Origin of the sequence: Caulobacter sp. D5, assembly GCF_003185805.1 — a bacterium.
In the GTDB taxonomy this organism is placed as follows: Bacteria; Pseudomonadota; Alphaproteobacteria; order Caulobacterales; family Caulobacteraceae; genus Caulobacter.
The window spans coordinates 1-14,845 of the sequence record NZ_QHJY01000125.1 but is presented as its reverse complement, the minus strand read 5'-3'; the positions used below and the strand labels follow the sequence as shown (position 1 = coordinate 14,845).

General features: G+C 68.8%; 9 protein-coding genes. 3 read left to right on the top strand and 6 right to left on the bottom strand.

What is annotated here, in order from left to right:
- Nucleotides 1-1,016, top strand: a 1,016-nt coding sequence (locus DMC18_RS25965) for an aspartyl beta-hydroxylase (protein WP_110132879.1), incomplete at its 5' end; no start/stop codon positions are given.
- 106 nt (nucleotides 1,017-1,122) lie between these two features.
- On the opposite strand, the gene DMC18_RS09300 is transcribed toward DMC18_RS25965, so the two are convergent.
- The 3 genes from DMC18_RS09300 to DMC18_RS09290 are packed head-to-tail and all read right to left on the bottom strand — an operon-like array spanning nucleotide 1,123 to nucleotide 6,889.
- Nucleotides 1,123-2,523: an efflux transporter outer membrane subunit gene (locus DMC18_RS09300; protein ID WP_110132881.1), complete on the bottom strand. Its 1,401-nt coding sequence runs from the start codon at nucleotides 2,521-2,523 to the stop codon at nucleotides 1,123-1,125.
- Between the two features lie 4 nt (nucleotides 2,524-2,527).
- Complete coding sequence (locus DMC18_RS09295) at nucleotides 2,528-5,722, bottom strand: efflux RND transporter permease subunit (protein WP_110119294.1); 3,195 nt, start codon at nucleotides 5,720-5,722, stop codon at nucleotides 2,528-2,530.
- A gap of 12 nt (nucleotides 5,723-5,734) precedes the next feature.
- Entirely contained in the window at nucleotides 5,735-6,889 is a 1,155-nt protein-coding gene (locus DMC18_RS09290) for an efflux RND transporter periplasmic adaptor subunit (protein WP_110132878.1), read from the bottom strand.
- A gap of 190 nt (nucleotides 6,890-7,079) precedes the next feature.
- Here DMC18_RS09290 and DMC18_RS09285 point away from each other — a divergent pair, with 190 nt between their 5' ends.
- Nucleotides 7,080-7,676, top strand: a complete 597-nt coding sequence (locus tag DMC18_RS09285) for a TetR/AcrR family transcriptional regulator (RefSeq protein WP_110119296.1) — start codon at nucleotides 7,080-7,082, stop codon at nucleotides 7,674-7,676.
- 198 nt (nucleotides 7,677-7,874) lie between these two features.
- Here DMC18_RS09285 and DMC18_RS09280 read toward each other — a convergent pair whose 3' ends face one another.
- The 3 genes from DMC18_RS09280 to DMC18_RS09270 form a co-directional block, all read right to left on the bottom strand.
- Nucleotides 7,875-8,744 carry a rhamnogalacturonan acetylesterase gene (locus DMC18_RS09280; protein ID WP_110132880.1) on the bottom strand — a complete coding sequence of 290 codons (870 nt, stop codon included), beginning with the start codon at nucleotides 8,742-8,744 and terminating at the stop codon, nucleotides 7,875-7,877.
- A 169-nt stretch (nucleotides 8,745-8,913) separates the two neighbouring features.
- Nucleotides 8,914-10,539, bottom strand: a complete 1,626-nt coding sequence (locus DMC18_RS09275) for a family 43 glycosylhydrolase (RefSeq protein WP_110119299.1) — start codon at nucleotides 10,537-10,539, stop codon at nucleotides 8,914-8,916.
- A gap of 322 nt (nucleotides 10,540-10,861) precedes the next feature.
- Entirely contained in the window at nucleotides 10,862-12,298 is a 1,437-nt protein-coding gene (locus tag DMC18_RS09270; RefSeq protein ID WP_110119300.1) for a sugar porter family MFS transporter, read from the bottom strand.
- Between the two features lie 401 nt (nucleotides 12,299-12,699).
- On the opposite strand from DMC18_RS09270, the gene DMC18_RS09265 reads away from it, so the two are divergent.
- On the top strand, nucleotides 12,700-14,845 hold a 2,146-nt coding region (locus DMC18_RS09265), incomplete at its 3' end, for a TonB-dependent receptor domain-containing protein (protein ID WP_110132877.1).

Here is a 14,845-nt window from a genome sequence, read left to right as displayed (position 1 = left end):
CGGGCGAGCGGCTGGAGCGGAAGCTGTTCGTGCACCGCGCCGCCGCGCCGCCGGCCGGCTGGCTGCCGATCGCCGTCACGCCGGGCGAGGACGCGGTCGATTGGGCCTTCTTCGGCGCGCGGCGGCTGACGGAGTCGTTCTTCGGCGAGAGCCTGCCGCCGGTGCGCTCCTCGCCCCTGAACCGCTTCCTGCGCCTGCGCACGCCGCTGGCGGCGCTGGAGGGACTGGCCGGACCGACGCCGGACGGGCTCGTCTTCCACATGTCGCGCTGCGGCTCGACCCTGGTGGGGCGGATGCTGGGCGCGGCGCAGGGCTCGACCGTGCTGTCGGAGGCCGCGCCGATCGACGCGGTGGTCCGTTCCGGGCTGCCGTGGGCGCGGCGGGTCGTGCTGCTGCGCGGCGTGGTCGCGGCCCTGGGCCGTGCGCGCGGCGCGGGCGATGCGCGGTTGTTCCTCAAGCTCGACTGCTGGCACGCGATGGCCTTCGACCTGTTCCGCGAGGCCTTTCCGCAGACGCCATGGATCCACCTGCACCGCGCGCCGCAGGAGGTGCTGGTCTCGCACGCCCGCGACGTGGGCATGCAGATGGTCCCGCAGGTCGTGGCGCCGTCCGTGTTCGGCCTCGCCGAGCCGGCCGTTCCCGACGCCGACTATCGCGCGCGGGTGCTGGCGGCGATCGGCGAGGCGATGCTGGCGGCCAAGGCGCGCGACGGGATGGGGCTGTTGGTCGGCTACGAGATGCTGCCGGCGGCGTTGAGCGAGCGGATCCTGTCGCATTTCGGCTGGACGCCGACCACTGAAGAGGCCGAGGCGATCGGCGCGGCCGCGGCGATCGACGCCAAGGCGGCCGGCCGGGTCTTCCGTCCCGATGGAGCGGGTAAGCGCGCGGAGGTGGACGCGGCGATCCGGACGGCCTGCGCGCGCTGGCTCGGCGATCTGCACGCGCGGCTGGGGGCGGCTTCGATCGGAAATGTAGGAAAAGGGGTGGAAGGGGCGCGCCTGGGATTGGGGGGGTGACGCGCCCCTTCCTGGTCGCGACGTGTCCGGGGGTGGCCGCCGCGATCAACCCCGCACCGTCGCGCGGGGGTCTGGTGGGGGAGGGCGCGAGACCCTCCCCGATAGATCAAGCCTTCGGGGCGCCGCCGCCGAGGACCTTGTAGAGCGTGACCAGGTTGCTGGCCCGGGCCAGGCGCGCGTTGATCAGGCCCTGCTGGGCCGAATACTGCGAGCGCTGGGCGTCCAGCAGGGTCAGGGAGCTGTCGACGCCGCGGTCGTAGCGCAGCTTGGTCAGGCGCGCGGTGTCGGCGGCGGCGGCGGCCAGGCGTTCCTGGGCGGCCAGGCGGTCGCCGATGGTCGCCTGGGTCGCCAGGGCGTCGGCCACCTCGCGGAAGGCCGTCTGCACGGTCTTCTCGTAGATCGCCACCGCGATCTTCTGGCTGGCCTTGGCGCCGTCCAGATTGGCCTTGTTGGCCCCGCCGGCGAAGATCGGCAGGGTGATGCTGGGCGCGAAGCTCCAGGCCTTGCCGCCGCTCTTGAACAGGTCGCCCAGGTCGGTGCTGGCGCTGCCGTACGAACCCGTCAGGCTGATCTGCGGGAAGAAGGCCGCGCGGGCCGCGCCGATGTTGGCTTCCGCCCCCATCAGGCTGTGCTCGGCCGACAGCACGTCCGGACGGCGGGTCAGCACGTCGGACGGCACGCCCGCCGGCAGGTCGGGGAGGATCTGCGCGGTGATCAGGCCGCCGGCCGGCAGCAGGTCGGCCGGCACGTCGGTCCCGGCCAGCAGGCGCAGGGCGTTCTTGTCCTGCTCGACCTGGGCCGTGTAGGTCGCCACGTCCGAACGGGCGGTCTCGGCCAGGGTCTGCGAGGTGCGCAGGTCCAGCTGCGAGACGGCGCCGGCGTCGAACTGGCGCTGGGTGAGGGCGAGGCTGTCCTCGCGGCTCTTCAGCGTGTCCTTGGCCAGCGCCAGCAGGTCCTGGTCGGCGGCCAGGGTCAGCCAGGCGTTGGCCGTCTCGGCGATCAGGCTGATCTGGGTCGCGCGGGCGGTCTCGGCCGTCGACAGATAGCTCTGCAGGGCGACGTTCGACAGGCTGCGGACCCGGCCGAACAGGTCGACCTCGTAGGAGGTGACGCCGACGCCGGCCGAATAGGTCTCGACGTCGAGGGCCGCGCCGGTCTGCGAGGTCGCCGCCGGGGTGTGGCTGCGGGTCTCGCTGAGCGAGGCGTTGACGCCCGGCAGCAGGTCGGCGCGCTGGACGCGGTAGGTCGCCCGGGCCTTGTCGATGTTGAGCACCGCGACCCGAAGGTCGCGGTTGTTGGCCAGGGCCAGTTCGATCGTCCCCGCCAGGCGGGGATCTTCGAAGACCTGTTTCCAGGCCAGGTCGCCGGCGCTCACGCTCGAACCGTTGGCCGAAGCCGTCGGCCAGGTCGAGGCGACCGGCAGGGCCGGACGCTCGTGCGGGGGAGCCAGGGTGCAGGCGGAAAGCGCGCTCGCCGCCAGCAGGGTGAGGGTCAGGTTACGAAGCATCATCTCAGTGGCTTTCCACCGGAGCGGCGGGGGCCTCGTCGTGGTGACGGGGCTTGGGCTTGAAGATCCGTTCGACGATCACGAAGAACAGCGGGACGAAGAAGATCGCCAGGATGGTCGCCGACAGCATGCCGCCGATGACGCCCGTGCCGATCGCGTGCTGGCTCCCGGATCCAGCCCCGTTGGAAATCGCCAGCGGCAGAACGCCGAAGACGAAGGCCAGCGAGGTCATGATGATCGGACGCAGACGGATGCGGACGGCTTCCAGAGTGGCTTCCACCAGGTTTCCGGTGCGCTCGTAGATCTCCTTGGCGAACTCGACGATCAGGATGGCGTTCTTGGCCGCCAGGCCCATGGTCGTCAGCAGGCCCACCTGGAAGTAGATGTCGTTGGACAGGCCGCGCAGGGTGGTCGCCAGCAGGGCGCCGACGATGCCGAGCGGGATGACCATGATCACCGACAGCGGGATCGCCCAGCTTTCGTAGAGGGCGGCCAGCAGCAGGAACACCACCAGGATCGAGATGGCGTACAGGGCCGGAGCCTGGTTGCCCGCCTCGCGTTCCTGGGCCGACAGGCCGGTCCATTCGAAGCTGATGCCGGCCGGCAGGGTGGCGGCGATCTTCTCCATGGCGTTCATCGCGTCGCCCGAGCTCTTGCCCGGGGCCGGCGAGCCCTGGATGTTCATCGACGACAGGCCGTTGTAGCGCTCCAGACGCGGCGAGCCGTAGATCCAGTGGGTCGTGGCGAAGGCCGAGAAGGGCACCATCTGGCCGGTGCTGTTGCGGACGTACCAGTTGTTGAGGTCTTCCGGCTTCATCCGGTACTGGGCGTCGGCCTGCAGGTAGACCTTCTTGACCCGGCCGCGGTCGACGAAGTCGTTGATGTACGACCCGCCCCACGCGGCGCTGAGGGCTGCGTTGATGTCCGAGGTGGTCAGGCCCATCGCCCCGGCCTTGGCCTGGTCGATGTCGATCTTCAGCTGCGGGGTGTCTTCCTGGCCGTTGGGACGCACGCCGACCAGGTTGGGATCCTGGGCGGCCATGCCCAGAACCTGGTTGCGGGCGGCGGTGAGGGCGTCATGGCCCACGCCGCCGATGTCCTGCAGCTGGAAGTCGAAGCCCGACGAGGTGCCCAGTTCCGGCACCGCCGGCGGCACGACGGCGAACACCATCGCGTCGCGGATCTGGCCGAAGGCCCCCATGGCGCGACCGGCGACGGCCGCGGCCTTGAGGTTGGCGGCCTTGCGCTTGTCGAAGTCCTTCAGGCGGACGAAGGCCAGACCGGCGTTCTGGCCCGCGCCGCTGAAGCTGAAGCCCGACACGGTGAACACCGACTGCACGGCGTCCTTCTCGCCTTCCAGGAAGTGGCTGCGGACCTGGTCCAGCACGCCCTGGGTGCGTTCCTCGGTGGCGCCCGGCGGCAGCTGGACGAGGGTGATCATGATCCCCTGGTCTTCTTCCGGCAGGAAGGCGCTGGGCAGGCGGACGAACAGCAGGCCCATGACCAGGATGATCGCGCCGTAGATGGCCATCCAGCGGACGCTCTTGCCCAGGATGCCGCGGACGCCGTTCTGATAGCGGCCCGAGACGTCGTTGAAGCTGCGGTTGAACCAGTTGAAGAAGCGGTTGAAGAAATTGACGATCGCGCCCAGCGGACCCTTGTGGTCGGTCTGGAGCGGCTCGCCATGGCCGCGGCTCGACGGCTTCAGCATGGTGGCGCAGAGGGCCGGCGTCAGGATCAGGGCGACGATGACCGACAGGCCCATGGCCGAGACGATCGTGATCGAGAACTGACGGTAGATGACGCCCTGCGAGCCGCTGAAGAAGGCCATGGGCACGAACACCGCCGACAGCACCAGCGCGATGCCGATCAGGGCGCCGGTGATCTCGGTCATCGACTTGCGGGTCGCCTCGAGGGGCGAAAGCCCTTCCTCGCTCATCACCCGTTCGACGTTCTCGACCACGACGATGGCGTCGTCGACGAGCAGGCCGATGGCCAGCACCAGGCCGAACATGGTCAGGGTGTTGATGGAGTAGCCGAAGGCCGCGAGGATGCCGAAGGTGCCCAAGAGGACGACCGGAACGGCGATGGTCGGGATCAGGGTCGCGCGCCAGTTCTGCAGGAACAGGAACATGACGATGAAGACGAGGATGATCGCTTCGATCAGCGTCTTGATCACTTCGTGGATCGACAGCTCCACGAACGGCGTGGAGTCGTAGGGCACGACGTAGCGGTAGCTGCTCGGGAAGCTCTTCTCGAGCTGGGCCATGCGCTCCTTCACCGCCTTGGCGGTGTCGAGGGCGTTGGCGCCGGGGGCCAGCTTGATGGCCAGACCGGCGGCCGGCTTGCCGTTGAACTTGGCGTTCGAGACGTAGCTTTCGGCGCCCAGCTCGACGCGGGCGACGTCGCGCAGGTGCACGATGGCGCCGCCGGTGCTGTTCTTGACGATGATGTTCTCGAACTCTTCCGGCGTCTGCAGGCGCGACTGGGCCGTGATCGTGGCGTTCAGCGCGGTGCCCTGGACGTTGGGCGTGCCGCCCAGCTGGCCGGCCGAGACCTGGGCGTTCTGCGCCGTGATGGCGGTCGAAACGTCGGCCGGGGTCAGGCTGTAGGAGGCCAGCTTGTTCGGGTCGAGCCAGATGCGCATGGCGTACTGGGCGCCGAACAGCTGCACGTCGCCCACGCCGTCGACGCGGCTCAGCGGGTCCTGGATGTTGGACGCGATGTAGTCGGCCAGGTCGGTGTTGGTGGTGCTGGCGTCCTCGGAATAGAGGCCGACGACCATCATGAAGTTACGGGCCGACTTGGCGACCGTCAGGCCTTGCTGCTGCACCTCTTGGGGAAGCAGGGCCTCGGCGCTCGACAGCTTGTTCTGGACCTGCACCTGGGCGATGTCGATGTCGGTGCCGGCCTTGAAGGTCAGGGTCGTGGTGGCCGAGCCGGAGCTGTCGCTGGTCGACGACATGTAGTCCAGCCCGTCCAGGCCCTTCATCTTCTGTTCGATGACCTGGGTGACGCTGTCTTCGACCGTCTTGGCCGAGGCGCCGGGATAGGTGGCGGAGACCGAGACCTGCGGCAGGGCGATCTCGGGATACTGGGCGATCGGCAGCGTGCGGATGGCGAGCGCCCCCGCCAGCATGATCACGATCGCGACGACCCACGCGAAGATGGGCCTGTCGATGAAGAAACGGGACAACATGACGGTCCGGCCTTAGCGTTGAGCGGTGATGACGGCGGCCTTCACGGGCGCGCCGGGACGGACCTTCTGCAGGCCTTCGACGATGACCTGGTCGCCGACCTTCAGGCCGGAGGTGACCAGCCACCTGTCGCCGACCGTCTGGCCGACGGTGATCGGACGGGTTTCGGCCGCGCCCTTGGCGTTGACGACGGTCACGGTCGCATTGCCCTTCGGGTCGCGGCTGACGCCGGCCTGCGGGATCAGCACGCCGTTGGAGGCCACGCCCTTGCCCAGGGTGGCGCGCACGTACATGCCCGGCAGCAGGGTGCCGTTCGGGTTGTCGAAGGTGGCGCGCAGGCCGAACGAGCCGGTGGTCTGGTCGACGGTGACGTCGGCGAACTCCAGGCGGCCGGCGACCGGGTAGGTCGAGCCGTCTTCCAGCTTCAGGGTCACCTGGGCCGAGCCCGCGCGGCCGATCTGGCCGCCGGCCAGGTCGCGCTGCAGGGCCAGCAGTTCGGCCGACGACTGGGTCAGGTCGACATAGATCTTGTCGAGGTTCTGGATGGTGGCCAGAGCCGTGGTCTGGCTGGCGGTGACCAGGGCGCCGGGGGTCACCGAGCTCTTGCCGATGCGGCCCGAGATCGGGGCGACCACGCGGGTCCAGCCGAGGTTGATGCGGGCGCTGTCGACGGCGGCCTTCTGGGCGGCGACGTTTGCCTGAGCTTGCTGGGCGCTGGCCTGGGCGTCGTCGTTGTCCTGCTTGGAGACGGCGTTGACGGCGACCAGTTCCTTGTAGCGGTAGGCCTTCAGCTTGGCGGCGGTGTAGGTCGCCTGGGCCTGGGCCAGGCCCGCCTGGGCGCTGTTGACCGCCGCCTGGAAGGTGGCCGGATCGATCTGGTAGAGCGGCTGGCCGGCGCGGACGTAGCCGCCTTCCTGGAACAGGCGGGCTTTCACGATGCCGCCGACCTGCGGACGCACTTCCGAGACCAGATAGGCCGAGGTGCGGCCCTGAAGTTCGCTGGTCAGGGTCACCGGCTCGGTCTTCACGACCACCACGCCCACGGGCGTCGGACCGCCCGCGCCCATGCCGCCCGCGGCTCCGCCCTTGCCTTGCCCGCAGGCGACGAGGGTGAGCGAGACAGCCGCCAGAAGAACCGCCGAAGCGGCGAGCGGACGTTTGATAGCCATGGATATCCCCGGAGCGTCAGAGCGCCGCAAGGAGGGAGGGACCCTTGACGACGCGCCTATGATGAACAATTTGAGAATGAACGTTCATTCTCAATTGCGCTGGACATAGGCCCGGGGTAAGGCGAAGTCAACACCCCGGCAGGCCGGCTCGGTTGACCTGACGGAAATGTAATGGAGAGCGAGACCCTCGATGGTCGACGTGAGTTCAAGCGCCAAGCCGACGCCCGAGGCGCGGCGGCAGCAGATTCTGGATGCGGCCTGCGACATCGTGCGTCGCTCGGGCTTCCATGGCGCCAGCATGGCCGAGATCGCCAAGGCCGCCGGCCTCAGCGTGGGCCAGATCTACCGCTACTTCGAGAACAAGGAAGCCATGGTCGCGGCCATCGTCGCCCAGGACCTGGCCGAGATGCGCGAGAAGTTCGCCGAGCTGGAAAGCCGGCCCGGCACGCTGCTCGACGCCATGCTCGAGCACATCGATGACGCCGTGGGCAAGTGCTACGATCCGCGCCGTGCGCCGCTGGTGCTGGAGGTGATGGCCGAGGCCTCGCGCAATCCCAAGGTCGCCGCCATCGTCCGCGCCGCCGACGAGCAGGAGCGCCTGCTGGCCCGCAGCATGCTGGAGCGCAGCCGCAAGCCCGAATGGAGCGACGAGGAGTTCGCCGCCCGCACCGAGATGATCGGCGCCATGTTCGACGGCCTGGTGATGCGCAGCGTCAACCACCCCGACCAGGACCGCACGGCCATCGCCCAGACGATGAAGGCCGTGCTGACCTGCCTGCTGGGCTAGGAAGGACTCTAAGCAGTCCCCTCAAGTCGTCATCCCGGCCGTAGCGCAGCGTAGAGCCGGGACCCAGGGGGGCTGGGCTCAGCGGCAGGGATCCCTCCACCCTATCGCCAGCCGACGCTGTGCGGCGGCCTCTGGGTCCCGGCTCTGCGGCGCTGGCGCGCCTTCGGCCGGGATGACGAGGGGAGGGGAAGCGGCGCCTTACGGAACCAGGTAGCGCCGCAGCGCCGGTACGGCGACGGCCAGCTCGTCGGTGACGATCTTCGAGAAGTAGTCCGCGCCGTCGCGGCCCAGGTGGGTGTAGTCGAACGACAGCTTGGCCTGGCCCATGGGCTCGACGGCGGCGTTGTTCTGGGCCTGGGCGGCGGGCGTGGCGCCGGGCGCCGGGGGAGCCGCCGGCTGGGCGCTGATCGTCGTGCCGGTGCGGGCGGCGGCCAGCACCTCGGGCGGGGGCGGCATCTGGGCGAAGCGCGTGGCCTGCGCCGCGCCCATGGCCTGGACGGCGGCGTAGGACTTGGCGTGCAGATCGACCAGCGGCGTCCCGGTCTCGGCGGCGACCTTGCGGGTCGCCTCGGCCCAGGGACCCAGGTCGTCGATCAGCTTGCCGTCCTTGAACTGGCGGCGGGTCAGCGGCGTGACCAGCACCGGCTTGCCGCCGGCCGCCCGCACCTCCTCGACATAGCGCTTGAGGTTGGCCGGAAACTCGGTGGCGAGGTCCGTCGAGCGGCCCGGCTTGCCCGGCTGGTCGTTGTGGCCGAACTGGATCAGCACATAGGTGTCGGTGAAGCCGCCCGAGCCGATCTCCTTCAGCGCCACGCGCCACGAGCCCTCGGTGCGGTAGTTGCCGCTGGAGCGGCCGCCGCGCGCCAGGTTGATGCAGGCGGCTAACGAGGTCAGGTGCTGGCCGCAGAAACTGGGACCCCAGCCGCCGATCACGGCGGTGGTGGAGTCGCCGACCAGCACGACCTTCACCGCGCGGAACGCCGGCGGCTCGGGTTCCTGGGCGTGGGCGGCCATTGGGGCGGCGAGGGGAGCGACCAGAAGGGCGGCGGCGAGGAGGAGGGACTTCATCATGGTCTCGTCTCCAATCAAACGGGATGCTCCCCCTGAAGGGGGAGCTGTCGCGGAGCGACTGAGGGGGAAGTGATTGCTCAGCCAGCAACCGTCTCGACGTCAGAAGGGACTTCCCCCTCCGGCCCTTCGGGCCACCTCCCCCTTCAGGGGGAGGGCCTTGAGGTGATCAGTCCAGCGCGCGGTACTTGAAGTTCCGGAACCGCGCCGAGCCCTTGCCGGCCGCGTAGAGCCCCGGTTTCAGCATCAGGAAGCCGCCGCGCACATTGTGGTGGTAGCCGCTGACCTCCATGCCGCGGTCGAACCGCTTCCAGGTCGCCCCGCCGTCGCCCGAGGTGTGGAAGGCGACGATGTGGCGGGTGTTGCGCAGGCGCAGGAGCATCTTGCTCCCATGCGGATTGGCGGGACGCCCGCGCTCGATGCCGTACTGGTGGGTGACGAAGTTCTTCGCATCGAACCCCAGGCCGCAATAGAGCTGGCGGTCGTAGAACAGGATCAGGCCCGCCCGGGTCTCCGGATCGACCTCGATCTCGCACTCGATCTCATAGGCCTGGTCGCCATTGACGAAGATCAGCGGCGAACCGGTCGACGGCGCCTCGCCCGCGCCCTTCAGGGTCAGCACGCCGCTTCCGCGGCTGATGCGGTCCTGCTCGCCCGGCTTGGGATCGAAGAAGTTCCACTGCACGCCGTACTTGTCGGCGCTGAAGTCGTCCGACAGCGCCATGCCGTGCGGGCCGCTCTTGCCGCCCTTGGGTTTCTTGATGGGTTTGGCCAGATCCCCGCCGCCGATCTCGAACCAGCCGTCCTTGGTCCAGGTCACCGGGGCCAGCAGGGTCTGGCGGCCCAGCGTCCAGTAGCCGTTCTCGTAGCCGTGATAGACCGTCCACCAGTCGCCGGGCGTGGGGCCCTCGACCAGGGTGGCGTGGCCGCGCGACCACCACTTCTCGGCGTTGTCGACGGTGCGGACCAGCGGGTTGCGGGGGTGGTTCTCCCACGGCCCGGCCAGCGATCTGGCGCGGGCGGCGATGACCATGTGGCCGGTCGGCGGGCCGGCCGTGCCGCCCACGGCGGTGATCATGTAGAACCAGTCGCCGCGCTTCATCACCTTGGGGCCTTCGGGCGAGAAGCCTTCGACGTCCCACTCGTCCGGATAGCGCCACGGATCATAGACGTGCTCGGGCTTGCCGACCGTCGACAGGCCGTCGGGCGCGAGCTTGATGCGGTCGCCGCCGGACAGGAACAGCCAGCGCTCGCCGTTCTCGTCGACCACGTGGCCGGGGTCGATATAGCCGGGCAGCTTCAGGTCGATCGGCTCGGACCAGGGGCCTTCGATCCTGTCGGCCCAGATCACGTAGCTGGTGTTGTTCTTCGGAAACTTGGCCGGGATGTAGAGGTAGTAGCGGCCCTTGTACTTGCACAGCTCCGGCGCCCAGACCGAGCCGATGTTGGTCTTCAGCGTCGGCGCCACCGGCGTCCAGTTCACCAGGTCCTTGGAATGCCAGATCAGCAGGCCCGGATAGGCGTCGAACGACGAGTGGGTCATGTAGTAGTCGTCGCCGTCCTTGAGGATCGACGGGTCGGGATGGTCGCCGGCCAGGATGGGATTGAGGAAGGTCCCGTCGCCGAGGTCGGCCTTGCGCTGGCCTTCGATCCCCTTGGTCCAGGTCGGGCCGGTCGCGCTCTTGGCGGGCAGGCTGCCGACGCCTTGCGCCGAAGCGGCGGAGGGCAGGGCGGCTGCCGCGGCTGCCCCGGTCAAGAGAGAGCCCAAGGCTCCGCGGCGGCTGAGGTCGGCCATGTGTTTCCTTCCCGAAGACTGGGCCGCGCATCCTGCGTCGCGCTGGCCTGTTACCGGTCACTTAAGCGGCGTGGCGTCGCTTTGTCTACCGGTGTCATAACCCATTTTCCGACGATAACGCTGTCACTGGCGAGGGCAAAAGAAAACGCCCGGGAGCGAGGCTCCCGGGCGTTTCCAAAACCCTCTCCCCGAAGGGGGAGGTGGCCCGAAGGGCCGGAGGGGGTAGTTCCTGCCGACGTCGGGGACCTGCCGGCTTGGCGGCCACATCCCCCTCCGTCGCCTTCGGCGACACCTCCCCCTTCAGGGGGAGGGGTCACGAGGATCACCCCTCCATCGCCTCCAGCTCCTTGCCACGGGTCTCGTGGATGAGCTTCTGGACGAGGAAGAACGAGACCACGGCGCTGGCCGCGTAGAAACCGTAGGTCGCCGACAGGCTGAGCTTGGCCATGGACGGGAAGCTGAACGAGATGGCGAAGTTGGCGATCCACTGGGCGAAGCCGGCGACGGCCAGGGCCGAGCCGCGCATCTGGTTGGGGAACATCTCGCCGAGCATGACCCACATGACCGGACCCCAGGAGAGGTTGAAGAAGATCACGTAGAGGTTGGCGGCGACCAGGGCGATCGGGCCGACCGAGGCGTCCAGGTGCAGGGCGCCGTTGACCGTGGTGGCGGTCGAGAAGCACCAGGTCAGCACGCCCAGGGTCACGGCCATGCCGGCCGAACCGATCAGCAGCAGCGGCTTGCGGCCGATGCGGTCGATCAGGGCGATGGCGGCCAGACAGGCCACGATCGACAGGGCGCCCGACAGGATGTTGATCTTCAGGCTGTCGTCCTCGGTGAAGCCCACCGACTGCCACAGCACCGAGCCGTAGTAGAAGACGATGTTGATGCCGACGAACTGCTGGAAGATCGCCAGGACCAGGCCGGCCCACAGGATCGGACGGATCTTGCGGGTCGTGGGGTCCAGCAGGTCGGAGAACTTCGGCTTGTGGTCGGCGCTCAGCGAGGCGCGGATCTCGGCGACCTTGGCCGCGCCCGTGCCGGCCCCGAACAGGCGCGACAGGATGGCCTCGGCCTGGGTGTCCTTGCCCTTGGCGACCAGGAAGCGCGGGCTTTCAGGAATGGTCAGCAGGGCCAGGAAGAACACGCCGGCCGGGATGACCTGCATCCAGAACATCCAGCGCCAGGCGGGCAGGCCCAGCCAGAACTCGGCGGTCGAGCTGCCGGCGGTGTGGGCCAGCACGTAGTTGGCCACGAACGCGCCGGTCAGGCCGGTGATGATCATGATCTGCTGCACGGACGACAGGCGGCCGCGGATGTTGGCGGGCGTGACTTCCGAGATGTAGACCGGGCACAGCACGCTGGCCGCGCCGACGCCCAGGCCGCCGATCAGGCGGAAGATGACGAAGACGGTCGAGGTGTGGGCCGCGCCCGTGCCCAGGGCGCTGATCACGAACAGCAGGGCCGAGATGATCATCACCGTGCGGCGGCCCCACACGTCGGCCAGGCGGCCGGCGGCGAAGGCGCCGACGGCGCAGCCGATCAGGATGGCGGCCACGTTCAGGCCGGTGCCGAACTCGGTGAGCTTGAAGGCGCTGTTCAGGCCTTCCTGGGTGCCGTTGATGACGCCGCTGTCGTAGCCGAACATGAAGCCGCCGATGGTGGCCACGGCCACGATGGCGGCGACGAAGGCCATGTTCACCTTCGCGCCGTCGGCGCTCATGCCGGCGCTTGGTCCGGCGCTGGAAACTGATGCCACTGGAGTCCTCCCCGAACTGGCCCCCTCTAGGAGCCATGTTTGATCCCTAACGCGCCCCCGTAGGGACCATAGTTGCCGGCGACCTTAGTGTTACCGGTATCAGCGCGCAAGCGGCCGTTTTTGCGGGATTCCGCTTCCGGCGCCGCCCTCGTCGCCGGGGGATAGTGTCAGGTCCGGCGCGCCTCGCAAGGGGCGATGGCAACGTTGTCATCTGGCGTCGGCCAGCAACGCGTTCGGGCAAGAATTTGCGAAATGCTCGCAAGTATCGTCTCCGTCGCGCAAGAACATTGCCGAAAAGAAATTTGCCCCGCGATCAAAGCCGCGCTTTACGGCTGAAGGTCGAGACCAGCGCGGAACGTCCGCTCGCGGCGCCTCGACCGACGACCTCGGGGGAGCGCGCCTTGCGCCTGAAGACCATCCTGCTTTCCGCCACCGCCATGATCGCGGCGCCGTGCCTGGCCCTGGCCCAGACGGCCGCCCAGACGGCGGCTCCGGCCCCCGCGCCCGCCGCTCCGAAGGGCGCGGCCCCCGCCGCCGTCGAAGGCGTGACGGTCACCGGCGACAACACCGCCATGCGCAGCTCGATCGACCGCCGCAGCTACAGCGTCGCCAACGACCTTTCCGCCCGCACCGGCTCGATCGCCGACGCCCTGCGCAACATCCCCTCGGTCGAGGTCGACGTGCAGGGCAATGTCAGCCTGCGCGGCGACAGCAGCGTCACCATCCTGATCGACGGCAAGCCCTCGGGCATGTTCAACGGCGACGGCCGCGGCGACGCCCTGCAGGCCATGCCGGCCGACCAGATCGACCGCGTCGAGGTGATGACCAACCCCTCGGCCGCCTTCCGTCCCGATGGCACGGCCGGGATCATCAACCTGGTCACCAAGAAGACCCGCAAGCCCGGCGGCACGGGCACGGTGCGCCTGAACGCCAGCACCGACGGCCGCTACAACGGCGGCGTCAGCGGCAACTACGTGAAGGACAAGCTGACCCTGTCGGGCGATGTCGGCCTGCGCCACGAGAAGCAGGAGGCCTGGCAGTCGATCCAGCGCCAGACCGCCGCCGGCGCCAGCAGCCAGGACGGCGCCTTCGAGAACAAGGGCGACATGGTCAATCTGCGCGGCGGCGTCGACTACGACATCACGCCCAAGGACCGCCTGAGCGGCGAAGTCCGCTATCGCCGCATGAAGTTCGACACCACGGGCGAGGAGACCTACGACTATGTGGGTTCGGCCTCCGACTATGCGCGCTCGACCGACGCGGCCATGACGCGCGACAACGCCGGCGTCAGCGCCGACTGGCGTCGCCAGTTCAAGGGCGCCGAGCACCTGCTGACCGCCCACCTGGAGTACGAGGAGACCGAATTCTCGCGCGACTCCAGCGCCGTCAACGACTACGCCGCCGCCAGCGACCTCTATGAGCGGTTCGGCTTCGGGGCCAAGCAGAAGCGCACCAACTTCAAGACCGACTACGCCCAGCCCGGCGTCGGCGGCGGCACGCTGAAGACCGGCGTCGATTTCGAGTGGACCAAGAACGACTACGACAATCACGGCGAGACCGGCCCGTCCTGGAACGCCCTGACGGTCAGCGCCGCGCGCACCAACCGCTTCCTGTACGACCAGGACGTCTACGCCGGCTACGTCACCTACGAGCACGCCTTCGGCGACTTCACCGCCCAGGGCGGGCTGCGCGCCGAGCAGGTGCAGTTCGACGCCAACCAGGTGACCAGCGGCCAGAAGGTCTCGAACGACTATTTCAAGGTCTATCCCAGCCTGCACCTGGGCTACACGGTCAACGAGAACAACAGCTTCAAGGCCAGCTACAGCCGCCGCGTCCAGCGCCCGCAGGTGCAGGACCTGAACCCCTATCCGGTCTATCAGGACCCGCAGAACTACCGCGCGGGCAACCCTTTCCTGAAGCCGCAGGTCACCGACTCGTTCGAGCTGGGCTGGCAGTACCGCAAGGGTCCGGCCTACTACCTGGCCACGGCCTATTACCGCACCAGCGACGGGGTGGTGACCGACGTCGTCCGCGACCTGGGCGACGGCGTGCTGCTGACCACCCGCGAGAATCTCAGCCAGAGCCGCAACGGCGGGCTGGAGCTGGTGGCCAACGGCCGGCTGACGCCGAAGATCAGCTACAACGTCAGCGCCAACGCCTTCTGGAACGAAATCGACGCCAGCAACCTGGGCTTCGCCGGCACGCGTTCGGCCACCACCCTGTCGGGCCGCGCCAACGTCAACTGGCAGGCCACGCCCAAGGACTTCTTCCAGATCAACGCCTTCAGCTCGGGCAAGCGCCTGACCCCGCAGGGCCACCGCGAGCCGTTCCAGATGGTCAATCTGGGCTACCGCCGGAAGGTCAACGACCGGCTGTCGCTGGTCGTGACGGTGCAGGACGCGCTGGACAGCTTCGAGGACAAGGTCGTCACCGACACCCCGACCCTGAAGGACGTGACCGTGCGCACCGCCAATGTGCGGGCGGCGTTCTTCGGCTTCACCTGGACCTTCGGCGGCGGCAAGCCCAAGCCCGAACAGTTCGACTTCG